Annotated in this window: 24 protein-coding genes; 2 read left to right on the top strand and 22 right to left on the bottom strand. The window is 61.1% G+C overall.

The genetic code is table 11. From position 1 onward, the window contains the following. The 19 genes from recO to DBR23_RS01930 form a co-directional block, all read right to left on the bottom strand. Positions 1–373, bottom strand: a 373-nt coding sequence (recO, locus tag DBR23_RS02020; RefSeq protein ID WP_108497140.1) for a DNA repair protein RecO, incomplete at its 3' end; no start/stop codon positions are given. 92 nt (positions 374–465) lie between these two features. Continuing rightward, positions 466–1,470, bottom strand: coding sequence for a GTPase Era (gene era / locus DBR23_RS02015; RefSeq protein WP_056061381.1), 1,005 nt, complete (start codon positions 1,468–1,470; stop codon positions 466–468). Then, positions 1,467–2,150: a ribonuclease III gene (rnc, locus tag DBR23_RS02010; protein WP_108497139.1), complete on the bottom strand. Its 684-nt coding sequence runs from the start codon at positions 2,148–2,150 to the stop codon at positions 1,467–1,469. Before rnc ends, era begins: the two co-directional genes overlap by 4 nt. Continuing rightward, on the bottom strand, positions 2,151–2,513 hold the full coding sequence (locus tag DBR23_RS02005) for a DUF4845 domain-containing protein (RefSeq protein WP_108497138.1): 363 nt from the start codon (positions 2,511–2,513) through the stop codon (positions 2,151–2,153). It abuts the gene before it with no gap. A gap of 37 nt (positions 2,514–2,550) precedes the next feature. Next, positions 2,551–3,525, bottom strand: coding sequence for a signal peptidase I (gene lepB, locus DBR23_RS02000; RefSeq protein WP_108497137.1), 975 nt, complete (start codon positions 3,523–3,525; stop codon positions 2,551–2,553). Then, positions 3,525–5,333 (bottom strand): translation elongation factor 4, encoded by a 1,809-nt coding sequence (lepA, locus tag DBR23_RS01995; RefSeq protein ID WP_056061364.1) that lies wholly within the window; start codon positions 5,331–5,333, stop codon positions 3,525–3,527. Before lepA ends, lepB begins: the two co-directional genes overlap by 1 nt. 509 nt (positions 5,334–5,842) lie before the next feature. Continuing rightward, on the bottom strand, positions 5,843–7,291 hold the full coding sequence (locus DBR23_RS01990; RefSeq protein WP_369817507.1) for a Do family serine endopeptidase: 1,449 nt from the start codon (positions 7,289–7,291) through the stop codon (positions 5,843–5,845). Between the two features lie 183 nt (positions 7,292–7,474). Continuing rightward, a complete protein-coding gene (locus DBR23_RS01985) occupies positions 7,475–8,536 on the bottom strand; it encodes a MucB/RseB C-terminal domain-containing protein (RefSeq protein WP_108497136.1) in 1,062 nt (353 codons plus the stop codon). Between the two features lie 35 nt (positions 8,537–8,571). Beyond that, a complete protein-coding gene (locus DBR23_RS01980; protein ID WP_082522408.1) occupies positions 8,572–9,222 on the bottom strand; it encodes a sigma-E factor negative regulatory protein in 651 nt (216 codons plus the stop codon). 9 nt (positions 9,223–9,231) lie between these two features. Continuing rightward, positions 9,232–9,858 carry an RNA polymerase sigma factor RpoE gene (rpoE, locus tag DBR23_RS01975; RefSeq protein ID WP_108497135.1) on the bottom strand — a complete coding sequence of 209 codons (627 nt, stop codon included), beginning with the start codon at positions 9,856–9,858 and terminating at the stop codon, positions 9,232–9,234. A 6-nt stretch (positions 9,859–9,864) separates the two neighbouring features. After that, on the bottom strand, positions 9,865–10,374 hold the full coding sequence (locus DBR23_RS01970) for a hypothetical protein (protein WP_108497134.1): 510 nt from the start codon (positions 10,372–10,374) through the stop codon (positions 9,865–9,867). 134 nt (positions 10,375–10,508) lie between these two features. Beyond that, positions 10,509–11,753: a beta-ketoacyl-ACP synthase II gene (gene fabF, locus DBR23_RS01965; RefSeq protein WP_056061355.1), complete on the bottom strand. Its 1,245-nt coding sequence runs from the start codon at positions 11,751–11,753 to the stop codon at positions 10,509–10,511. Positions 11,754–11,801: 48 nt separating this feature from the next. Next, on the bottom strand, positions 11,802–12,041 hold the full coding sequence (gene acpP, locus DBR23_RS01960; protein WP_003058049.1) for an acyl carrier protein: 240 nt from the start codon (positions 12,039–12,041) through the stop codon (positions 11,802–11,804). Between the two features lie 103 nt (positions 12,042–12,144). Further along, on the bottom strand, positions 12,145–12,903 hold the full coding sequence (gene fabG / locus DBR23_RS01955; protein WP_108497133.1) for a 3-oxoacyl-ACP reductase FabG: 759 nt from the start codon (positions 12,901–12,903) through the stop codon (positions 12,145–12,147). After that, positions 12,900–13,850, bottom strand: coding sequence for an ACP S-malonyltransferase (gene fabD, locus DBR23_RS01950; protein WP_108497132.1), 951 nt, complete (start codon positions 13,848–13,850; stop codon positions 12,900–12,902). Before fabD ends, fabG begins: the two co-directional genes overlap by 4 nt. Positions 13,851–13,909: 59 nt before the next feature. After that, a complete protein-coding gene (locus tag DBR23_RS01945) occupies positions 13,910–14,887 on the bottom strand; it encodes a beta-ketoacyl-ACP synthase III (RefSeq protein WP_099729687.1) in 978 nt (325 codons plus the stop codon). Continuing rightward, entirely contained in the window at positions 14,887–15,939 is a 1,053-nt protein-coding gene (gene plsX, locus DBR23_RS01940; protein ID WP_056061343.1) for a phosphate acyltransferase PlsX, read from the bottom strand. The genes DBR23_RS01945 and plsX overlap by 1 nt, the downstream gene beginning before the upstream one ends. 107 nt (positions 15,940–16,046) lie before the next feature. Further along, positions 16,047–16,229 carry a 50S ribosomal protein L32 gene (gene rpmF, locus DBR23_RS01935; protein WP_005794249.1) on the bottom strand — a complete coding sequence of 61 codons (183 nt, stop codon included), beginning with the start codon at positions 16,227–16,229 and terminating at the stop codon, positions 16,047–16,049. A 111-nt stretch (positions 16,230–16,340) separates the two neighbouring features. Next, positions 16,341–16,889 carry a DUF177 domain-containing protein gene (locus DBR23_RS01930; RefSeq protein ID WP_056061340.1) on the bottom strand — a complete coding sequence of 183 codons (549 nt, stop codon included), beginning with the start codon at positions 16,887–16,889 and terminating at the stop codon, positions 16,341–16,343. A gap of 25 nt (positions 16,890–16,914) precedes the next feature. On the opposite strand from DBR23_RS01930, the gene DBR23_RS01925 reads away from it, so the two are divergent. Further along, on the top strand, positions 16,915–17,514 hold the full coding sequence (locus DBR23_RS01925) for a Maf family nucleotide pyrophosphatase (protein WP_108497131.1): 600 nt from the start codon (positions 16,915–16,917) through the stop codon (positions 17,512–17,514). Continuing rightward, positions 17,511–18,287: an SAM-dependent methyltransferase gene (locus tag DBR23_RS01920; protein ID WP_108497130.1), complete on the top strand. Its 777-nt coding sequence runs from the start codon at positions 17,511–17,513 to the stop codon at positions 18,285–18,287. The genes DBR23_RS01925 and DBR23_RS01920 overlap by 4 nt, the downstream gene beginning before the upstream one ends. 276 nt (positions 18,288–18,563) lie before the next feature. On the opposite strand, the gene DBR23_RS01915 is transcribed toward DBR23_RS01920, so the two are convergent. From DBR23_RS01915 to DBR23_RS01905, 3 genes are all read right to left on the bottom strand, one after another. Continuing rightward, positions 18,564–19,610, bottom strand: coding sequence for a S49 family peptidase (locus tag DBR23_RS01915; RefSeq protein ID WP_108497129.1), 1,047 nt, complete (start codon positions 19,608–19,610; stop codon positions 18,564–18,566). Positions 19,611–19,702: 92 nt separating this feature from the next. Then, the gene (locus tag DBR23_RS01910; protein WP_108497128.1) at positions 19,703–20,083 is read right to left on the bottom strand and encodes a Rieske 2Fe-2S domain-containing protein; all 381 of its coding nucleotides are present in this window, start codon (positions 20,081–20,083) and stop codon (positions 19,703–19,705) included. A 26-nt stretch (positions 20,084–20,109) separates the two neighbouring features. Further along, positions 20,110–20,784, bottom strand: a complete 675-nt coding sequence (locus tag DBR23_RS01905) for an HAD family hydrolase (protein ID WP_108497127.1) — start codon at positions 20,782–20,784, stop codon at positions 20,110–20,112. Positions 20,785–20,869: the final 85 nt, after the last annotated feature.

Raw genomic sequence — 20,869 nt, 5'->3', positions numbered from 1 at the left:
CCCCTGCATAGGCATCAAACAATGCCGGGTGCGGGTCTGCCCTCGCCAGCAGGCGCAGCAGCAGTTCATTGAGGTACATGCCCGACAGCAGCGCGTCGCCCGTGGGCATCACATGCCCCCCCACCCATTCGGCGCCCTTGAGCGTGTGGATGTCCGCATGGCCATCGCCCGTGAGCGTGTAGGTCACCAGCAAGGGCTGCAGCGGCAGCAGCACCGGGCGGAAGTTGGAGCTGGGCTTCTTGGCCCCTTTGGCCACCAGTGCGGTCCGCCCTTGCTGGCGGCAGAAGACCTCCAGGATCAGGCTGGATTCGCTCCAGTCGTAGCTGTGCAGCACGAACGCAGGTTCATCAGAAATGCGCTTGGCTACGGCCACGGTGCTGCGGGGATGAATGGTACGGAGGGATCGCCCGTGACGCCTGCTGCGGGGTGTGCGCGCCGGAAGACGGGGAAGTCAGCTTTCGGGGCTTATTCGTAGCCGAAGGAGCGGACCCGGGCTTCGTCATCGGCCCAGCCGGAGCGGACCTTGACCCACAGCTCCAGGAACACCTTGGCGTCCATGAGCTTTTCCAGCTCCTGGCGCGCCTCGGTGCCAATGCGCTTCAGGCGCTCGCCCTTGTCGCCAATGACCATCATCTTGTGGTTGTCACGCTCCACCACGATGGTGGCGGCAATCTTGACCAGGCGTTTGTGCTGCTTGCTCTTTTCCTCATCGAACTTGTCGATGACCACGGTCGAGGTGTAGGGCAGTTCGTCGCCCGTGAAACGAAACAGCTTCTCGCGCACGGTTTCAGAGGCCAGGAACTTCTCGCTGCGGTCGGTCAGTTCATCCTCGCCATACCACCAAGCCTGCTCGGGCAGGTATTTGGCGCAGATGCCAAACAAACGCTCGATGTCGCCCTTGTTCTTGGCTGACATGGGCACGAACTCGGCAAACGGATGGCGCTCCTGCATGCTCTTGAGCCAGGGGGCCAGCTCGGCACGGCGGTGCACCATGTCCAGCTTGTTGGCCACCAGCAGCGTGGGAATGCCCGGCTTGAACAGCGAAAGCACCTTGGCATCCGCCAGCGTGAAGTTGCCGGCTTCCACCACAAAAAGGATCAGGTCCACGTCGCCAATCGCGCCCATCACCGTCTTGTTCAGCGACTTGTTGAGTGCGGTGGCGTGCCGGGTCTGGAAGCCAGGGGTGTCCACAAAAATGAACTGCGTCTGGTCCAGGGTGCGAATGCCTGTGATGCGGTGGCGCGTGGTCTGCGCCTTGCGCGAGGTGATGCTGATCTTTTGCCCCACCAGGGCATTGAGCAAGGTGGACTTGCCCACGTTGGGCTTGCCAACAATGGCGATCACACCACAGCGTTGGCCGGGCACAGCCGCCGGAGCCCCCGCAGCAGCCAGCATGGCTTCCAGATCGTTTTGCACCGGGGCGCTTTCAGCACCCTGGTCAGCAGCTACATCTTTGGTAGCGTCATTCATAAATTCTTTGCTTTCAATGTGGCCAGCATGGCCGCGGCGGCGGCTTGCTCGCCTGCCCTGCGGGAACCGCCGATGCCACGCTCGGTCAGGCCCAGTTCGGGAATATCGCACTCGACGTCAAAGGTCTGGCGGTGGGCCGCACCCACCGTCGCGACCACCTTGTACTGCGGCAGCCTCATTTTGCGGCCCTGGAGCCACTCCTGCAACGCGGTTTTGGCGTCCTTGGATGCTGCCTGCATCTGCGGGTTGATCTCCACGCCCTGGAAAAGACGGTGCACCAGCGCTTCTGCGCTGGTGTAGCCGGCATCCAGATACACCGCCCCAATCAGGGCCTCCAACGCGTCCGCCAGGATGGAGGGGCGCTGCTGCCCCCCTGATTTCGCCTCACCCTCTCCGAGGCGCAGTACCTCTGAGACTTTGAGTCGCACCGCCAACTGGTGCAACGTGTCCTGCTTGACCAGATTGGCCCGCACCCGCGACAAGTCCCCCTCGGGCAAGGCAGACAAACGCTGGTACAGCAGGCTGGCCACCGCCAGGTTCAAAACCGAGTCGCCGAGAAATTCAAGCCGCTCGTTATGGTCCGCAGAGAAACTGCGGTGTGTGGTGGCACGCTGGAGCAGCGAAGGATCGGCAAACACATGCTGCAGGCGATCCTGCAGAGCTAAAAGACCGGGCTGCACCTAGTTGGTCTGCGCATCAAAGCGGTAGACCAGATAGGCTGGGCCCGCCAGGGGAATCTCGCGCGAGTATTTGAACGACACCACCACTTTGTCGCCCCGCTTCGTTACCTCAAGGTCTGACCCCTTGATGGATTTGATGTCGTCAATGGCCGCAGCACGATCAAACGCAGCGCGCACCCCGGGCACCGTACTCTCCACCTTGGCCTTTTCAATGGCCTTTTTCGCAGACGCGTACTCCAGAAAAATCGGCACCGACTGTCCGCCAATGGCAAATGCGGCCACGGCGATCAGCCCCACAAAAATCAGCCCAAAAAACGACAGCCCGCGTTGGCTTGAGCGGCTTGCAGTGCGATATGTCTTCATCAATGACCCCCTCAATGTTATTGGTAAGCGCCCGCACTCAATGGAACGAGCCGATGCGCTTGAGATTACCGAAATTCATCCAGACAAAAAAGGCCTTGCCCACGATGTTGCCCTCGGGCACAAACCCCCAGTAACGGGAATCGAGCGAGTTGTCTCGGTTGTCGCCCATCATGAAATAGTGCCCCTCCGGCACCTTGCAAGTGACACCTTCTACACTGTAGCGGCAGTTTTCGCGATAAGCAAAATTGCTGGCGCCTTGTACAAAAGCGGGCACATCGGGATTGTTCAGCAACCGGTGCGGCTGATCACCCAGTTGCTCTTCCAACTGCTTGAAGTAACGCATGGAGTCTTCTTCAAAGAAGTCGGGCAACGCCTTGGTGTCAACAGCTTTACCGTTGATGGTGAGGCGCTTGTTGATGTAAGCCACCTCATCGCCCGGCACCCCTACGACACGCTTGATGTAGTCCATGCTGGGCTGTGGTGGATAGCGGAACACCAGAACATCGCCGCGAACGGGCCTGGATCCCTCGGTCAACCGTGTGTTGATGACAGGCAGTCGAATGCCATAGGTGAATTTATTCACCAAAATCAGGTCGCCAACGAGCAGCGTTGGGATCATGGAGCCCGATGGAATCTTGAAAGGCTCGAAAAGAAACGAGCGCAAGAAAAACACCGCAGCGATGACTGGGAACAACCCCGCAGTCCAGTCCAGCCACCAGGGTTGCATGAGGATGCGGCCCTTGGCTTCCTGCACATCCACATCCACCTTCTGGATGCCCATGCGATCCAGCTCTGCACGCCGCTCAGTTGCTGCGTCCTCGATGGCCTGCGCCGCACGGCGCCGCCGGGGAAGAAAATAAATGCGCTCTGCCAGCCAGTAGATGCCGGTGACGACCGTCGCCAGAAACAAAAGCAGTGCAAAGTTGCCCTCGATAGCTCCGGTATACCAGGCACCGATATAGCCCACGAAGGCCGCCAGCACCAGTGACGTCAAAATTTGCATGAATTGCATCAATCTTCCACCTGCAAAATGGCCAGAAATGCCTCTTGAGGCACCTCGACCGATCCGATCTGTTTCATGCGCTTTTTGCCTGCTTTCTGCTTCTCAAGAAGCTTGCGTTTGCGGGTGATATCGCCGCCATAACACTTGGCCAACACATTTTTGCGCAGTGCCTTGATGGTTTCGCGCGCAATGATGTTGGCGCCAATGGCCGCCTGGATGGCCACGTCATACATCTGGCGGCTGATGATCTCGCGCATCTTGGCAACCACTGCCCGGCCGCGGTACTGCGACTGCGAACGGTGCACGATGATGGACAAGGCATCCACCTTTTCTCCGTTGAGCAGGATATCAACCTTCACCACATCGGAGGCACGGTACTCCTTGAACTCGTAGTCCATGGAGGCGTAGCCGCGCGAGACCGATTTGAGCTTGTCAAAGAAGTCGAGCACGATCTCACCGAGCGGCATTTCATAAGTGAGCATTACCTGGCGACCGTGGTACGCCATGTTCATCTGCACGCCACGCTTCTGATTGGCCAGCGTCATCACCGGGCCCACATAGTCCTGCGGCATGTACAGATGGACCGTCACGATAGGCTCGCGGATTTCCTCCAGACGACCCTGGTCAGGCATCTTGGAAGGGTTCTCGACCATGATCACTTCGCCGTCGGCCTTGACCACCTCATAGACCACACTGGGGGCCGTCGTGATGAGGTCCTGGTCGAATTCGCGCTCCAGCCGCTCTTGCACGATCTCCATGTGCAACAGTCCGAGAAAGCCGCAGCGGAAGCCAAAGCCCAGCGCCTGACTCACTTCGGGCTCATAGTGGAGCGAAGCATCGTTGAGCTTGAGCTTTTCCAGGGCGTCACGCAGCGAGTCGTACTCGCTGGCTTCGGTGGGGTAAAGACCTGCAAACACCTGGGGCTGGATCTCCTTGAAACCAGGCAGCGCGTCCGTAGCAGGCCCTGCATTGTTGGGGAGCTTCTTCTCGAGCGTGATGGTGTCACCCACCTTGGCGGCCTGCAGCTCCTTGATGCCGGCAATGATGTAGCCCACCTGCCCTGCATCGAGGGAATTGCGCGGCTCGTTGGCGGGCGTGAACACCCCCAGGTTGTCGGCGTTGTACACCGCGCCCGTGGCCATCATCTTGATGCGCTCGCCCTTGAGCAAGCGGCCATCGACCACACGCACCAGCATGACCACCCCGACGTAGCTGTCGAACCAGCTGTCGATGATCATCGCGCGCAGCGGGCCATCGGCGTTGCCACGTGGTGCGGGCACCTTGGCAACAATCGCCTCCAGAATCTCATCGATTCCCATACCGGTTTTGGCAGAACAAGGAATCGCGTCGGTGGCATCAATGCCGATCACATCTTCGATCTCGGCCTTGGCGTTGTCTGGATCAGCGTTGGGCAGATCCATCTTGTTGAGCACCGGCACCACTTCCACACCCAGATCCAGAGCGGTGTAGCAGTTGGCCACAGTCTGCGCTTCGACCCCCTGCGATGCATCCACCACCAACAGCGCACCCTCGCATGCAGACAGCGAACGACTCACCTCATACGAGAAGTCCACATGCCCTGGCGTGTCGATCAGATTGAGGTTGTAGACCTGCCCATCCTGGGCCTTGTACTGCAGCGCAGCGGTCTGCGCCTTGATGGTTATCCCACGCTCTTTTTCGATATCCATCGAGTCCAGAACCTGGGCCTCCATCTCACGGTCTGCAAGACCTCCGCACCGCTGAATCAAGCGGTCGGCAAGCGTCGACTTGCCATGGTCGATGTGCGCAATGATGGAAAAATTTCTGATGTGATTCATCAACGGAAAGCGTCAAGTGATTGAATTAAAACAGTGCGCACAAGAAAAAAGGGCGCGTCGAATGGCGACGCGCCCTGAACCAACAATCATTGGCAACTGCGATAGTTGGAGCTTCATTGTAGGCAAAAAGGCCGCCTGAAAAAGCCCGACCCTCGGCATCCAAGGGAAGTTGCCAGGGTGCAACAGGAATTTTATACACAGTTTATACACAGTCCGCACAAGAACAACGCTGGACAACTTGTGGGTGAGCTGTGGATCAACTGTGCATTGCTCAAAAACATCCCACATCGTGAACAGAGCGCCCGTCGATATGCAGATAAGCGTTGAACGCAAGTCTCTATTCTATCGAAACTGGTTGATGGACCTCTGAAAAGTTAGCAAAAGCTAACATCTAGACTGGTATGGACGCCTCCTATCAACCCCTCAAAAAAAACCAGGCACCGACAATGGCCCCCTTGAAACGTAGGGAATGGCCGGCTCCGGGCCATCCTCGTTCTCGCTTGTGGCGCTTATCTGCCGGGGCGAATCAGCGCGTACTGAGCCCATTCGCCGCGGCGATACAGCACATTGATGGACTTGCTCTTATCAGCCTTGGACAACACGGATTCAAACTCTTTCACCCCCGCCACTTCGGTGTTGGCAACCGACAGGATGATGTCCCCTTCCCGGAGGCCAGCGCGTGCTGCCGCGTCCGTGGCGGTCGCCACGACCACCCCGCCCTTGAGCTTGAGTTCCTTCTTCTGGGCATCCGTCAGTTCCGTCACTGACAAGCCGATCTGCTGCGCAGCGGCAGAGGCCTTGGGCTTCTCCTCGCGCTCGGCTACTTTGGTGGCGGGCTTGTCAGGTTCGATCTCCGCGATGGTGATGGCCAGATCGCGGGATGCACCGCGACGGAACACCGTCACCGAACTGCGATTGCCTGGTTTGGTGTTGCCCACAAGGCGCGGCAGGTCTGCCACCTTCTCGATGGGTTTGCCATCAAAGCGCGTGATGATGTCCCCCGCCTCCACACCCGCTTTGTCGGCGGGCGATCCTGCCTCCACGCCCGTCACCAGAGCGCCCTGCGCCTTGCCCAGGCCAATCGACTCAGCAACATCCTTGGTGACTTGCCCGATCTGGACACCGATACGGCCACGCGTCACACGGCCCGAAGCGCGCAACTGCTCACTCACACGGATGGCTTCATCCATGGGGATGGCGAACGAGATACCCATGAATCCGCCAGAGCGGGAATAGATCTGGCTGTTGATGCCCACCACCTCACCACGCATGTTGATGAGCGGCCCGCCGGAGTTTCCGGGGTTGATGGCCACATCCGTCTGGATGAAGGGTAGGTAGTCACCCGTATCGCGCTGCTTGGCACTGACGATGCCCGCAGTGACCGTGTTTTCCAGCCCAAAGGGTGAACCGATCGCCATCACCCACTCGCCCACTCGGAGGCGACTCACATCCCCCACTTTCACAGCAGGCAATCCTGACGCCTCGATCTTCACAACGGCCACGTCAGTGCGCTTGTCAGCCCCCACGATGCGCGCCTTGAACTCACGCTTGTCCGTCAAGGTCACAATGACCTCGTCAGCGCCTTCAACCACATGCGCGTTGGTCATCACAAACCCGTCAGAGGTCAGAATGAAACCCGATCCCACTCCACGTGGCTGCGCCTCTTCTTCCTGTTGAGGCCGTTGAGGCCGCTGTTGACGCGGAGCATTGGGGATGGGCACCCCAAACCGGCGAAAAAATTCCAGCATCTCTTCGTCCATGCCATTGGCGTTGGCTCGACTGGACGCTTTCTCGACGGTGCGGATGTTGACCACTGACGGCCCCACCTGATCCACCAGATCGGTGAAATCAGGCAAGCCCCGAACCAGCGGTGCAGGTTGTGCCAACGCCGCATGGGGCGCTACCGAGACCGTGGCCAGACCACCCATCAGGCATGCCACTGCCACCGAACGCAACATACTTCCATCAAACTTCGGCATCTTCGACCTTTCTTGATTCTTGGCGAATGCTGTTCACGAATTGTGTGTGACTGTGAAGAGTGTGACGCCAAATGGTTCCCCGCATTCGTCACGCCCTCCATGCCCACACAAACCGCCAAATGACCGAGTATGGCGGCCCGCAGTGATCGGCAAGCGCGGCTGTCAGCGCAGGCGCTCCAGCTGACCTACAAAAAGGCGCAGTGTCTGCAGAGGTACCTCACCCACTGCGGTCAACCACGTGTCTGACGGCCCACGCTGGGCTACCAGCTGTGTAGCGCCCATACTGGACACCTGGGGCTGCGCGGGATGACGCTGCGGGTCGAAGGGCTCCAGAAACAACGACACCGAGGCCAGTCCATCGGAGTACAGGCACTGCAAGACACTGGAGGCATCCGGAGCGTCAGACATCGCCCGTCGGTGACAGCTGACAGGCACGAATCCGGCCACGGGCTGGCGCAAGGCCCAACCTTCGGCCTTTGCCGTGGTTTTGACCACTGAGGGTGCAACCACCTTGTAACCCGACGTCGCGTCCATCAGACGCGTCAGCTGATCAACCTTCACCGGCGCATTGAGATCCAGCTCAGAAAAAGCCGCTTGCTCCAAGACCCGACCATCAGCCGCCAGCGTCTGCAGCTTCACCACCAGCCCGGTTTCACGCTCGCTCCAGAGCCGATAACCGAAACGCAGGGTATCCGTAGGCTGAAACCAGACCACGTCCGACACGAAGCCAGCCACCCGCTCCTGCCCCAGCAGGCGGGGCGTGTAACACTGGGCGATCGATGTACCGCTGACCACAGGTACGCGCGGAAAGAGCCCAGATGCATCGCGGCGGTCTGACCGCACAACGCGCGCCTGGGGCAGGAAGGTACGAACTTCGTCGTTACGGCGATAGACCGTGCGCGGAGTGCCACTGAGCGATTCAACCCGCTCCAATTGTTGCTGGCCATCGCATGCGTGCCAGATGCGTGAACTGGACATGGCGCCGTTGGCCGACAACACCACAAAGGTTCCGGCATAGGCTCGGCTGCACGGTGCGCTGTGCATGCGCTCGATCCACTGCGCCATGTCGCGCTCGGCCACTGCGGTGGTAGTTGACTCAGAGGATGCAGCAGGAGCCCCCGCCACAGGCCCCACGAACAAACCACACATCGCTGCGGCTATCAACGAGCCAAGCCATCGAACCCGGGTATTTCCAAAGACCTTCGCAACTCCAGAGGGGTTCATCACACTATCTCAGCGCCAGACATACCGTTCACGATTCAGCGGCCAGGAGTCTCAAAAGTAGCGTTGCGCAAAAAGCCAGCAGGCATCTGCAGGGCCGACGTACTGCCAAACTGCTTATGGGCCGCCAGCAACTCATCCAATCGAGGATCCCGGATCATCACTTGCTGGCCGTCCGCATCAGCAACAGCTACGACAGGCGCGCCTTGCGCAGTCGCACGCTCGGGGGAAGACGCGGCCAGTTGAGCCCCAGCTCCACCCGCCCCCTGCAGTTGGGAGAACGAGGTCCAGCCAATAGCGGCCACGGCGGCCAGCGACGCAAAGCCCGCAACCATCTTCCAACGGAAAACCGATGCATTGGCAGCCACAGGCAGAGGGGTCGCTACGATGCCCAGTTGGGCTGGAACATGTGGACGCTGTGGCGGAGCCTCCTTGGCCAGCTCTTCGCGCAAGCGGGACAGAAACGCTGGATTTGCTGGCCGCGCCAAATCAGAAGAACGCAACGCATCGCCCACAAGGTGGTAAACCGCCCATGTGTCGCGTCCTTCGTCTTCCGCCGCCCAGGCCAGCGCATCGGCAAACTCATCGCCGTGCAGCTGACCATCCGCCAGAGCAGATAGCTGTTCGCTCCGTCCGCCGGTCAAGCTGACGTCCGCCGAGGCGGTGATACCTGTTTGTGCCTTGTTCATTCAATCACCTCACCACCGTTTGCCCGACTGGTTTTCGAGCAAGGGTCGCACTTTGGCCGAAATGGCTTCTCGCGCCCGAAAAATTCGAGATCGCACCGTACCAATGGGGCACCCCATCGCGGTAGCAATTTCTTCATAACTGAGCCCTTCGATCTCTCGCAGCGTGACAGCTTGGCGCAGATCATCGGGCAAGGCCTCCATGGCTGCATTCACGACCTGGGCGATTTCCTGGGCCGCAAGGACAGTTTCGGGGGTTTCGTCGCTGGTTAGTTCGTGTCCAAGGCGGGAAGTTTCATCCTCGTCCTCCAAACCCCTGAATGCATTTTCGGAAATGACCGGGTTGCGCTTCATATCCATGAGCGCCTTCTTGGCTGTATTGACAGCAATCCGGTACAGCCAGGTGTAAAACTGGGCGTCGCCGCGAAACTGGTGCAGCGCCCGATAGGCGCGGATGAAGGTTTCCTGGGCAATGTCCTGCACCAGGTCCGTGTCGCGCACCATGCGCCCGATCAGTCGTTCGATGCGGCGTTGGTACTTGATGACCAGCAATTCATAGGCGCGCTGGTCGCCCGCTACCGTGCGCTCCACCAGTTGGAGGTCGCTGTCTTCGGAGGGGGAAGGCGGAATTACAGTCATGGATACTCAGTATTCACGCCCTGGGGCAGCTTGCCGGGCGGTTTCGTCAGCGTTGTCAGCGCCCGATCTGGCGCGCGAATATACCGCACGGCGCAAGTCCATCCAGCGCTCTGGCTGACTGGAACGCTCCAGCCACAACCACAGCGGCGGATGTCCGACGAGCAAGATGCGCACCCACAGATGCGCCTGCAGATCCAGAAGCACCTCCGGGGGCGCTGAAAGCGTCAGCGGCACACTGGTGGGCGGCGCCACTCGGTTCAGCGTCCAGGCTTGGCCGTCGAACTGCAAAACTCCACGGGCTTGGCTCCACCAAAAGTGCATGGCAGCCGCCATCGCTGGCAGCCAGAAACACAGGGCCACTACGATAGACAGATGCGCAGCACGGCTACCCAAAGCGATCCAGGCAACCAAAACGGCACCACCAGCAAGCACCCAGGCAGCCAACAGCACGCCCAGAGCCCGACTGCGACGCAGCGAATATTGGACAGAGGGAAGACGTCTCGAAAGCCGCGTCACAAGACAGCTCCCTTCGACGGACGGATCAAGCGCCAACTCGATGACGGACCGACACCACAGTCAATGACACATCGCCCGCAGGCCCACGAGCGATACGTATTGCCACCGAATCCGAGATTGGTATATGCGCGCAATCAGACGCGTTTGAATACCAGCGTTCCGTTGGTGCCGCCAAAGCCAAAGTTGTTTTTGACGGCCACATCAATCTTCATGTCCCGCGCCGTATTGGCGCAGTAGTCGAGATCACACTCCGGATCCTGGTTGAACAGGTTGATGGTGGGCGGCACTTTTTGTTCATGCAGTGCCAGCACAGTAAACACACTCTCAATCCCCCCCGCACCGCCGAGCAAGTGGCCCGTCATGGATTTGGTGGAGCTCACAACGGTCTTGTAGGCGTGGTCGCCCAAGGCCGCTTTGATTGCATTGGTTTCGTTGATGTCACCCAGAGGAGTGGACGTGCCGTGGGCGTTAAGGTAATCCACCTGATCGGCATTGATCCCGGCGTTGCGCAACGCGCTGAGCATGGCGCGGCGGGGTCCATCCATGTTGGGTGCCGTCATGTGACCTGCATCTGCGCTCATGCCGAAGCCGCTGAGTTCGGCATAAATCTTTGCGCCTCGCGCTTTGGCGTGTTCATACTCTTCGAGCACCATCACACCGGCGCCTTCGCCCAGCACAAAACCGTCGCGATCCTTGTCCCAGGGGCGGGATGCCGTCTTGGGGTCGTCGTTGCGGGTGGACAGGGCCCGCATGGCGGCAAACCCGCCGATGCCCAGCGGAGATACCGTGGATTCGGTACCGCCAGCCACGACCACGTCCGCATCGCCATATTCGATCATGCGACCGGCCTCGCCGATACAGTGCAAGCCTGTTGTGCAGGCAGTCACCACGGCAAGGTTGGGACCCTTGAAGCCAAAGCGCATGGACACATGCCCCGCCACCATGTTGATGATGGACGCAGGTACAAAAAATGGAGTGATACGCCGTGGCCCGCGGCTGACCAGCTCGGCGTGGGTGTTTTCGATCAGCGGGAGGCCGCCAATGCCGGAGCCGATCACGCAGGCAATGCGTGTGGCGAACTCCTCACTGAGCGCTTCACCTGTGGGAAGCCCTGCGTCCTGGACGGCCTGCGCTGCAGCAGCGATACCGTAGTGGATGAAGGTATCCATCGCGCGCGCATCCTTGGCGCTGATGTACGACTCCAGGTCCAGACCTTTGACCTCTCCCGCAATCTTGCAGGCGAAGTTCGATGCATCGAACTTGGTGATGAGATCAATGCCGGACTGGCCGGCAAGGAGATTGGCCCAGGACTCGGCCACCGTGTTACCCACGGGGCTGACGCAACCCAGGCCGGTCACGACAACGCGACGACGGCTCATGCGTATAAAACCTTCTGCTGATCGCTTGAGTCAGGCGCAGGGCGCCGCTCAGGCCTTCTGGTGGGTGTTGGCGTAGTCGATGGCGTTTTGCACCGTGGTGATCTTCTCGGCGTCTTCGTCCGGGATCTCGATGCCGAATTCGTCTTCCAGAGCCATCACCAGTTCCACCGTGTCGAGCGAGTCGGCACCGAGGTCTGCCACGAAGGCCTTTTCATTGGTGACTTGGGACTCTTCCACACCGAGTTGTTCGGCAATGATTTTTTTGACGCGTGCTTCGATATCGCTCATGGTTTCCCTCTGGGGGTTGTGAATGAATCCGCGATTCTAGCCGCTTAAGGAGAAGCCCCTAAACGACCCGCCGTCCGGATGAACCGGCGTTAACTTTCAATAACTACATGTACATGCCGCCATTGACATGCAACTCCTGTCCCGTCACATAGCCAGCCTCGCGCGAGGCAAGGTACGCCACTGCGTGCGCGATGTCGGCCGGCTTTCCCATGTGACCCAGCGGGATCTGCGCATTGAGCGCTTTTTGCTGGTCTTCGGGTAACACGGAGGTCATGTCGGTCTCGATGAAACCGGGTGCCACGCAGTTCACGGTGATGCTGCGGCTGCCCAGCTCACGGGCCAGTGCACGCGTCATGCCCGCCACACCCGCCTTGGCCGCAGCGTAGTTGGCCTGGCCTGGATTGCCCGACGCACCCACCACGCTGGTGATGCTAATGATGCGCCCAAAGCGCTGCTTCATCATCGGCCGGATCGCGGCGCGGCTCGTGCGGAATACCGCCTTGAGATTGGTGTCCAGCACGGCATCCCAGTCGTCGTCTTTCATGCGCATGGCCAGAGTGTCGCGCGTAATGCCCGCGTTGTTCACCAGCACATGCAAGCCACCTTGCTGCTTGACGATGGCGTCCATCAGGGCCTCGACCGCAGCCACATCGTTCACGTTCAGATTGGCACCGCGGCAACCAGGGTAAGCCGACAGCGCCTGGCTGATGCGCACAGCGCCTTCATCCGTGGTGGCTGTACCCACCACCTGGTAGCCGCGCACCGCCAACTCCAGGGCAATGGCAGCACCGATGCCGCGCGATGCACCGGTCACCAGCGCCACTTGCGCTGCCTGCACTGCTGTCTGGGTCGATTCCGTCATGCCAACAACTCCCGGGTTTCAGCCAGTGTGGCCGAGTCAAACAATGCTGCGCCGACCAGTTCAGGGTCGATGCGTTTGGTGAGGCCTGCCAGCACCTTGCCAGGGCCACATTCAATGATGTGCGTCACACCACGGCCTTTCAGCGCGTGCACGCATTCCACCCAGCGCACGGGGCCAAAGGCCTGGCGGTAGAGCGCTTCGCGAATGGCATCAGCGTCTTGCTGCACCACCACGTCCACGTTGTTGACCACCGGAATCTGAGGGGTAGCAAGCGCAACCTCCGCCAGCGCCATACGCAGCTTTTCAGCCGCAGGCTTCATCAGGCTGGAATGGAAAGGCGCCGACACTGGCAGGGGCAATGCGCGCTTGGCGCCCGCCGCCTTGAGCACCTCACAGGCCTTGTCCACACCCGCCTTGGTACCGGCGATCACGGTCTGGATCGGGTCGTTGAAATTGACAGCCTCCACCACCTCAACCGTACCTGGCCCGAACGATGCCAAAGCCTCGGCACAACCAGCGATGACCTTGGAAGCCTCCATGCCCAGAATGGCTGCCATGGCGCCGGTGCCGACAGGCACCGCCTCTTGCATGGCCGCCGCACGCAGCCGCACCAGCGGGGCCGCCTGCGCGAGCGTCAACACACCAGCCGCCACCAGGGCAGAGTATTCACCCAGCGAATGCCCGGCAACGGCCACCGGGGCTGCGCCGCCTTCTGCGCGCCACACCCGCCATGCCACCACGCCAGCGACCAGCATCACCGGCTGGGTGTTGGTGGTCAGGGCCAAAGCCTCCTTGGGGCCTTCCTTGATCAGCAGGCCGACATCCTCACCCAAAGCATCCGAGGCTTCCTGCAGGGTCTGCGCCACCACCGGGTGGTCACCCCAACCATCGAGCATGCCAACCGATTGCGAGCCTTGCCCCGGAAAGACAAATGCAAAAGACTTCATGAAAAATCCAGAAATATGATGAAACTGACCGGTAGCGCAGGTACTTATTGCGCCAGCAGCTACAACTTCAGGAGCACAGCACCCCAGGTAAAACCACCACCCACGCCTTCGAGCAGCAGGGTTTCGCCTTTCTTGACCTGACCGGTGCGCACCCCATGGTCCAGAGCCAGCGGAATGGAAGCTGCCGAGGTGTTGCCGTGTTGGTCCACCGTGACCACCACCTTGTCCATGGACATCTTCAGTTTGCGGGCGGTGCTCTGCATGATGCGGATGTTGGCCTGGTGCGGGATCAGCCAGTCGATATCGGCCTCGGTCAGCCCGGCCTTGGCCAGGGCCGCGTGGGCCGCCTTCTCCAGCACACCCACTGCCAGCTTGAAGACCGCCTGCCCGTCCATCTTGAGGACCGGATCCCCAAGCACCTTGCCGCCGGACACATTGCCGGGCACACACAAAATATCGACATGCTTGCCGTCGGCGTGCAGGTCGCTCGACAGAATGCCAGGCGTGTCAGAGGCCTCCAGCACCACAGCGCCCGCACCATCACCGAACAACACACAGGTGGTGCGGTCGTTGAAGTCCAGGATGCGGCTGAAAACCTCTGCACCAATCACCAGCGCGCGATTGGCAGCACCTGTCTGGATCATGGCGTCCGCCACCGACAGGGCATAGACAAAACCGCTGCACACAGCCTGCACATCAAACGCAGGGCATCCATTAGCACCCAGCTTGTTCTGCAAGATACAAGCAACGGACGGGAACACCATGTCCGGCGTCGACGTGGCCACGATGATCAGATCGATATCGGTGGGCTGCAGGCCGGCGGCCTGCAGGGCATTGCGCGCAGCCTCCAACCCCAAGTCGCTGGCGGTCACATCCGGCGCCGCAAAGTGGCGCGCCCGGATGCCGGTGCGCTCCACAATCCATTCATCGGAGGTTTCGATACCGCGCTGGCCCAGTTCGGCAACCAGATCAGCGTTGGTCAACCGGCGGGGAGGCAGGTAGCTGCCGGTGCCGGTAATGCGGGAATAACGTCTCATTATTGTGCGGTCGCCGCAACGCCAGGCTGGGGCTGGGCATCTGCAGGCGCCAGCAGGGGCGCCGCGTGCGCAATCCGGGTCCGGACACGGTCGAGCAGGTTGTTGCGGGCTGCATCATACGCCCGGTTCAACGCCTGCTCGAAAGCCATGGCGTCTGCCGATCCGTGACTCTTGAACACCAGCCCGCGCAGGCCGAGCAGCGCCGCGCCGTTGTAACGGCGGTAGTCCATGCGCTTCATCAACGCTTTTAAGATCGGATAGGCGACGATAGCGGCCATTTTAGTAAAAATGTGGCGCGAAAATTCGGTTTTAAGTGCTCCGATGATCATCGAGGCCACACCTTCGCTGGCCTTGAGCGCCACATTGCCCACAAAACCATCACAGACCACGATATCCACCGTACCCTTGAAGATATCGTTGCCCTCCACATTGCCGTAGAAGTTCAAATCACCGGAATTAGCCGCAGATCGCAGCAATTCACCTGCTTTTTTGATAACTTCGCTACCCTTGATGACTTCTTCGCCAATGTTCAGCAACCCTACGGTGGGCTCGCTACCCTCTTGGAGGACCGATACCAGGGCGGAACCCATCACGGCAAACTGCAGCAGGTGCTCTGCCGAGCAATCCACATTAGCCCCCAGGTCCAGCACCGTCGTGGCACCACCGGTGGCGTTGGGCAGCTGGGTGGCGATGGCAGGACGGTCGATACCGTCCAAAGTCTTGAGCAGATAGCGGGCAATGGCCATCAAGGCGCCGGTATTGCCCGCAGAGACAGCAGCCGAAGCCGTGCCATCCTTGACCTGCTGGATGGCCACGCGCATCGAAGAATCCTTCTTCTTGCGCAAGGCCACTTCCACCGGGTCATCCATAGCGACCACTTCGGTAGCGGGAACGATGGTGGCTCGGTCGTGGGAGAACGATTGCAGGCTGTCCGCCAGGCCAACGAGCAGCAGACGGGCATCCGGGTGGTGGTCGAGAAACTGGCGGCACGCCGCGAGCGTGACGCGGGGGCCATGGTCGCCCCCCATGCAGTCAACAGCCAGTGTGATCATGGGCGACTTGTCCGGCCGGCCCAAGGGGCCGAGAGATGAATACGACGGTCAAAACAAAGGCCCGCGCTACAGGGTTTGTAGCAACGGGCCTTTGGATGGGGTGAAGGTCAGGCTTCAGACTTGTTCTTCAGCACCTGACGGCCACGGTAGAAACCGTTGGGGCTGATGTGGTGACGCAGGTGCGTTTCACCAGTGGTGGGTTCCACGGCAATGCCTGGCACGTTCAGGGCATTGTGCGAGCGGTGCATGCCGCGCTTGGAAGGGGACTTTTTGTTTTGCTGAACGGCCATGATGGCTCCTGATCTGGAATAGGTTGGTAAAAACGCGATCAGCCCAAAAAGACACGATGGGGTTCGCGTGAAGCCCACGATTATAACCCAAATGATTTTTGGGTCGATGAATCAGTCCTTGGCGTCTTTGCGCAAGGCTGCCAGCGCGGCAAACGGGTTGGGTTTTTCGGCGTTGGCTTCTTCAAAATCGTCGTCCGAAGACGCCAGCGGCACCGAGGTCGGGCACTCGTCGTGTTTGGGCACCACGGGCAACGCCATCAACAGTTCGTCTTCGATGAGTTCGTGCAGATCAAACTCGCGGCTCAGGGCCAGCAGGTCTTCTTCGCTCTCATCGTCAAGGGCCTCGGCCGTGGCTTCGTCCGCCACAAAGCGGAACTCACGATCCACCTCCAGGGGCACATCGACCGGCGTCAGGCAGCGCTGGCACTCCATGGGGAAGCTGGCGCGCACCTTGATGTGCAGCCAGACCTGCCCCATGCCTCCCAGGGCAGTGCGCACTTCGCCCGTCGCCTCCCAGTCCACCAGCAGATCGGGGTGCAGGCCTTTGGCCTCTTGCGCCAGGCGTTCGTACTTCAGCAGCGAGTCGTGTCCCGCCAGCCGACCGCCCGCCTGTGCGAAGGCTTTCACGTCGAGGCGCTGTGCGGAGAATTCCTTGGTCATGGCGGCAGTGTAAGAGAATCGGCGCATGCATCAATCCCCCTCCCCGCAACGCCCTCTGGTATTGGGCTCGACCTCGCGCTACCGGCGCGAATTGCTGGAACGGCTGAACCTGCCTTTCGAAGTGACCGCCCCCCATGTCGATGAGACCCCCCTGCCCGGCGAGGGGCCCCGCGCCCTGGCCATGCGCCTGGCTCTGGCCAAAGCGCAAGCTGTGGCGCGGCAGCACCCCGAAGCCGTGGTGATCGGATCCGACCAGGTGGCAGACCTGGCCGGAGAGCCGCTGGGCAAACCGGGCCAGCACGATCGCGCGGTGCAGCAGTTGCGCCAGATGCGCGGCCAGACGGTGGTGTTCCAAACCGCCCTGGCGGTGGTGTGCGCGGCCACCGGCTTTGAACAGGTGGACCTCGCCCCCGTAGAGGTGAAGTTCCGCGACTTATCGGATGAAGAAATCGAGCGCTACCTGCGCGCCGAGCAGCCCTACGACTGCGCGGGCAGCGCCAAGAGCGAAGGCCTTGGTATTGCCCTGCTGGACGCCATCCACAGCGACGACCCCACGGCACTCATCGGGCTGCCACTGATCCGCACATGCCGCATGCTGCGCGCAGCAGGGCTGGTGCTGCCATGAACGTAAAAACCGGCACGCTGTACCTGGTGCCCGCCCCCCTCGACTTTGGCTGCGACACCCAGGCCCCACTGCAGGATGCCCTGCCCTCGGCCACCTTGCAGACAGCCGCCCGCCTGACCCACTGGGTGTGCGAAAACGCCAAGAGCACGCGCGCCTACCTCAAGCGCATTGACGCGCTGCACCCCCTGGCCCTCTCTCTGCAGCAACAGCAGATCACCGAGTTGCCGCGTGAAGTGCACAAAAAAGGCGACCACGGCGATAAAGGCTCAGCGCCGTTCGATGCCCGCCCGTTGCTGGCTGCGGCCCTGAACGGGCACGACATCGGCCTGGTCAGCGAAGCGGGTATGCCCGCAGTGGCCGACCCTGGCTCGTCGGTGGTGCGGGCCGCGCACGACCTGGGCCTGCGCGTGGTGCCGTTGGTAGGGCCGGTGTCGCTGCTGCTGGCCCTGGCCGCCAGTGGCCTCAATGGACAAAACTTCGCCTTCGTCGGCTATCTGCCACAAGACGGACAAGAGCGCACACAGCGCATCAAGGAGCTGGAAGGCATCGCGCTGCGCACGGGCCAGACCCAGCTGTTCATCGAGACCCCGTACCGCAACCCGGCCCTGTGGCAGGCGCTGGTTCAGACCCTGCAGCCGCACACCCGGCTGGCGCTGGCCAGCGGGCTGACCCTGCCCGACGCGCGGGTGCAAAGCCAGCTGGTGCGCCAGTGGAAGCAGCAGCCCGCACCACCGGACAACCGCACCCCCGTGGTGTTTGCGCTGGGGCGTTGAGACAGCGACGGGGTAACACGCTACGGGCGAGGTGCCTGGAATGCTACATATTCAGGAGCATTCCAGGCATATTCCACTAGCGCAACCGCCCCAAAACACCCCCCAAACCCCTCAGACCGCTGCACAACGGCCCCACACCGGCACCGCAGCACAGCGCAACCAGGCCCAACAAAAAAGCCCCGGCAGATACCTCTGCAGGGGCTTCGAATAGACATCTGCCGTGGATGCAAGGGCTTGCGCGGATGATCACGCGCCCTGCCGACTCCGAGGCGAATATCAGCGCAACTGTGGCCCCGATATGGCCAGTGACTTGACGGCGCCCATGCCCACCGCCGCGCCAAAACGCTTGGCCAGGCGCTCGGCCACGTTGTCGCGGCGGGTGTAGTCGATGATGTCCTCGGCCTTGACCACTTCGCGCGCGACATAGTCCAAGTTGCCCAGCTTGTCCGCCAGGCCCATTTCCACGGCCTGCTGGCCCGTCCAGAACAATCCGCTGAAGGTATCGGGCGTGGTCTTGAGACGGTCACCGCGCCCTGCCTTCACCACGGCAATGAACTGTTGGTGGATCTGATCGAGCATGGTCTGCGCGTAGGCGCGCTGCTTCTCGGTCTGCGGACTGAAGGGGTCCAGAAAACCCTTGTTCTCGCCTGCGGTGAGCAGGCGGCGCTCCACGCCCACCTTCTCCATCACGCCGGTGAATCCAAAACCGTCCATCAGCACACCAATGCTGCCCACGATGCTGGCCTTGTCCACGTAGATATCGTCGGCGGCGGCTGCAATGTAGTAGGCAGCCGAGGCGCAGGTTTCTTCGACCACGGCGTAGATCGGCTTGTTGTGCTTGGCTTTCAGGCGCACGATCTCGTCGTTGATGATGCCGGCCTGCACCGGGCTGCCACCGGGCGAGTTGATGAGCAGCACCAGCGCTTGCGAGCCCTCATCCTCCAGCGCGCTGCGCATGGCGGCAACCACAAACTCGGCACTGGCCTCGGCGCCACTGGCGATCTCGCCCTTGATGTCCACCACGGCGGTGTGCGGCGTGCTTTTGCTGGTGCTGGGCGACGCCTGACGCAGGGCCACGAACGCAACAGCAGCAAACAACACCAGCCATGTCAGGCGGAAAAAAATCTTCCAGCGGCGGGCGCTGCGTTGTTCGTTGAGGGCGGCAAAGGCCAGCTTTTCCAGCGTGGCGCGTTCCCACCCGGGTTCACGCGATGAATCGCTCACAGGGGCTCCTGAATTAGTAGCTGCTTGCGCCCACAGATCGGGGGCGGAATTGCTTTTGGGGTCAAAGCCCGACGAGGCGGGCTGCTGGGGGTCTGTCATGTCATGCGTCCTGGGCACTGCACCGCTGCGGCCCGCGCGTTGCGGTGGCCCGCGTCGGGCGGCAGCACATCAGGGTAATTCATCTGGATTTTCTAGAACTCTACAGGCTGCAGGTTGTAGGCAGTATGCCAGCGCACCACACCATCGCTCTCCGACAGGGCAATTTTGACCAGCCCACCGCGGCAGGGACCTCCCGCGCACTGGCCGGTATGAGGCAAGTAGGCCGCACCGTGGGTGGCACACAACAGCCAGTTGCCTGTGTCATCAAAAAAGCGGTTGGGCTGGTAGTCCATCTCCATCGCCACATGGGTGCAGCGGTTGAGGTAAGCGTGCGGCAGGCCTCGGTAGCGAATCGCAAAGGCCCTGCACGTCTGGCCTGCGTACTGCACATCAAACGGCACGGCCAAGCCTCCATCGACAAGGTCGGCACTGTTGCACAGCGCGATAGGCTGATCAGTGGAGGGTATGGTCATGGGCTCGTCCCGCTCCGATACCCGCGTCAAGCGTTGTGCAGCAGCCAGTCGTGCAGCTCGCGCACCGAATGCACAACCGCCAGCGGCTGGAGGGCATGAAAGGCGTCGGGCTCGTGTGCGCCATAGCTCACCCCTACGCTCGCACAGCCCGCGTTGACCGCCATCTGCAGATCATGGGTGGTGTCGCCAATCATCAGCAGGCGCTCAGGCGCCACGTCAAATTCGGCCATCAGCTCCTGCAGCATCAGGGGGTGCGGCTTGCCAGCGGTCTGGTCGGCGGTGCGGGAGCCGTCGAACACGCCGCGCAAATCCACCGAATGCAGCGCCTCGTCCAGCCCGCGCCGGCTTTTGCCCGTGGCCACGGCCAGCAGGTGCCCACGTTCACGCAGATCGCTCAGCAGCGGCAACACGCCATCGAACAGGCTCAGGTCGTCCTGGTGCTGGATGTAGTGGAAGCGGTAGCGGTTGCCCAGCTCGGTGTACTTTTCAGGCGGCACATCGGGGGCGGCATGGGCCAGCGCCTGCATCAGGCCCATGCCAATCACATAGGCGGCCTCCTTGTCTGTGGGTACCGTGCCGCCCACGTCGCGCACCGCTGCCTGGATGCAGCGCACGATGATGGCGGTGGAGTCGAACAGGGTTCCATCCCAGTCAAAGGCGATGAGGTCGAAGCGGCGCGGACGGAAGTTTTTGGCAGACATGGAGGGGGTTCTTCGCGCAGGATCGTCAGGCAGGGGACACAAAATCGGCCAGCTCAGGGGGTAGCTCGGCAATCAGTTGCACACG

Origin of the sequence: Acidovorax sp. HMWF018 (assembly GCF_003061035.1) — a bacterium.
In the GTDB taxonomy this organism is placed as follows: Bacteria; Pseudomonadota; Gammaproteobacteria; order Burkholderiales; family Burkholderiaceae_C; genus Acidovorax; species Acidovorax delafieldii.
Note: the sequence above shows the minus strand (reverse complement) of the source record. Positions and strands in the feature narration are given on the sequence as shown.

Bases quoted from the DNA above. Each gene is read 5' to 3' on its own strand.
- era (WP_056061381.1), bottom strand. From the start codon at position 1,470: ATGAATGACGCTACCAAAGATGTAGCTGCTGACCAGGGTGCTGAAAGC.
- DBR23_RS02005 (WP_108497138.1), bottom strand. From the start codon at position 2,513: ATGAAGACATATCGCACTGCAAGCCGCTCAAGCCAACGCGGGCTGTCG.
- lepB (WP_108497137.1), bottom strand. From the start codon at position 3,525: ATGCAATTCATGCAAATTTTGACGTCACTGGTGCTGGCGGCCTTCGTG.
- lepA (WP_056061364.1), bottom strand. From the start codon at position 5,333: ATGAATCACATCAGAAATTTTTCCATCATTGCGCACATCGACCATGGC.
- DBR23_RS01990 (WP_369817507.1), bottom strand. From the start codon at position 7,291: ATGTTGCGTTCGGTGGCAGTGGCATGCCTGATGGGTGGTCTGGCCACG.
- DBR23_RS01985 (WP_108497136.1), bottom strand. From the start codon at position 8,536: ATGAACCCCTCTGGAGTTGCGAAGGTCTTTGGAAATACCCGGGTTCGA.
- DBR23_RS01980 (WP_082522408.1), bottom strand. From the start codon at position 9,222: ATGAACAAGGCACAAACAGGTATCACCGCCTCGGCGGACGTCAGCTTG.
- rpoE (WP_108497135.1), bottom strand. From the start codon at position 9,858: ATGACTGTAATTCCGCCTTCCCCCTCCGAAGACAGCGACCTCCAACTG.
- fabF (WP_056061355.1), bottom strand. From the start codon at position 11,753: ATGAGCCGTCGTCGCGTTGTCGTGACCGGCCTGGGTTGCGTCAGCCCC.
- acpP (WP_003058049.1), bottom strand. From the start codon at position 12,041: ATGAGCGATATCGAAGCACGCGTCAAAAAAATCATTGCCGAACAACTC.
- fabG (WP_108497133.1), bottom strand. From the start codon at position 12,903: ATGACGGAATCGACCCAGACAGCAGTGCAGGCAGCGCAAGTGGCGCTG.
- fabD (WP_108497132.1), bottom strand. From the start codon at position 13,850: ATGAAGTCTTTTGCATTTGTCTTTCCGGGGCAAGGCTCGCAATCGGTT.
- DBR23_RS01945 (WP_099729687.1), bottom strand. From the start codon at position 14,887: ATGAGACGTTATTCCCGCATTACCGGCACCGGCAGCTACCTGCCTCCC.
- plsX (WP_056061343.1), bottom strand. From the start codon at position 15,939: ATGATCACACTGGCTGTTGACTGCATGGGGGGCGACCATGGCCCCCGC.
- rpmF (WP_005794249.1), bottom strand. From the start codon at position 16,229: ATGGCCGTTCAGCAAAACAAAAAGTCCCCTTCCAAGCGCGGCATGCAC.
- DBR23_RS01930 (WP_056061340.1), bottom strand. From the start codon at position 16,889: ATGACCAAGGAATTCTCCGCACAGCGCCTCGACGTGAAAGCCTTCGCA.
- DBR23_RS01925 (WP_108497131.1), top strand. From the start codon at position 16,915: ATGCATCAATCCCCCTCCCCGCAACGCCCTCTGGTATTGGGCTCGACC.
- DBR23_RS01920 (WP_108497130.1), top strand. From the start codon at position 17,511: ATGAACGTAAAAACCGGCACGCTGTACCTGGTGCCCGCCCCCCTCGAC.
- DBR23_RS01915 (WP_108497129.1), bottom strand. From the start codon at position 19,610: ATGACAGACCCCCAGCAGCCCGCCTCGTCGGGCTTTGACCCCAAAAGC.
- DBR23_RS01910 (WP_108497128.1), bottom strand. From the start codon at position 20,083: ATGACCATACCCTCCACTGATCAGCCTATCGCGCTGTGCAACAGTGCC.
- DBR23_RS01905 (WP_108497127.1), bottom strand. From the start codon at position 20,784: ATGTCTGCCAAAAACTTCCGTCCGCGCCGCTTCGACCTCATCGCCTTT.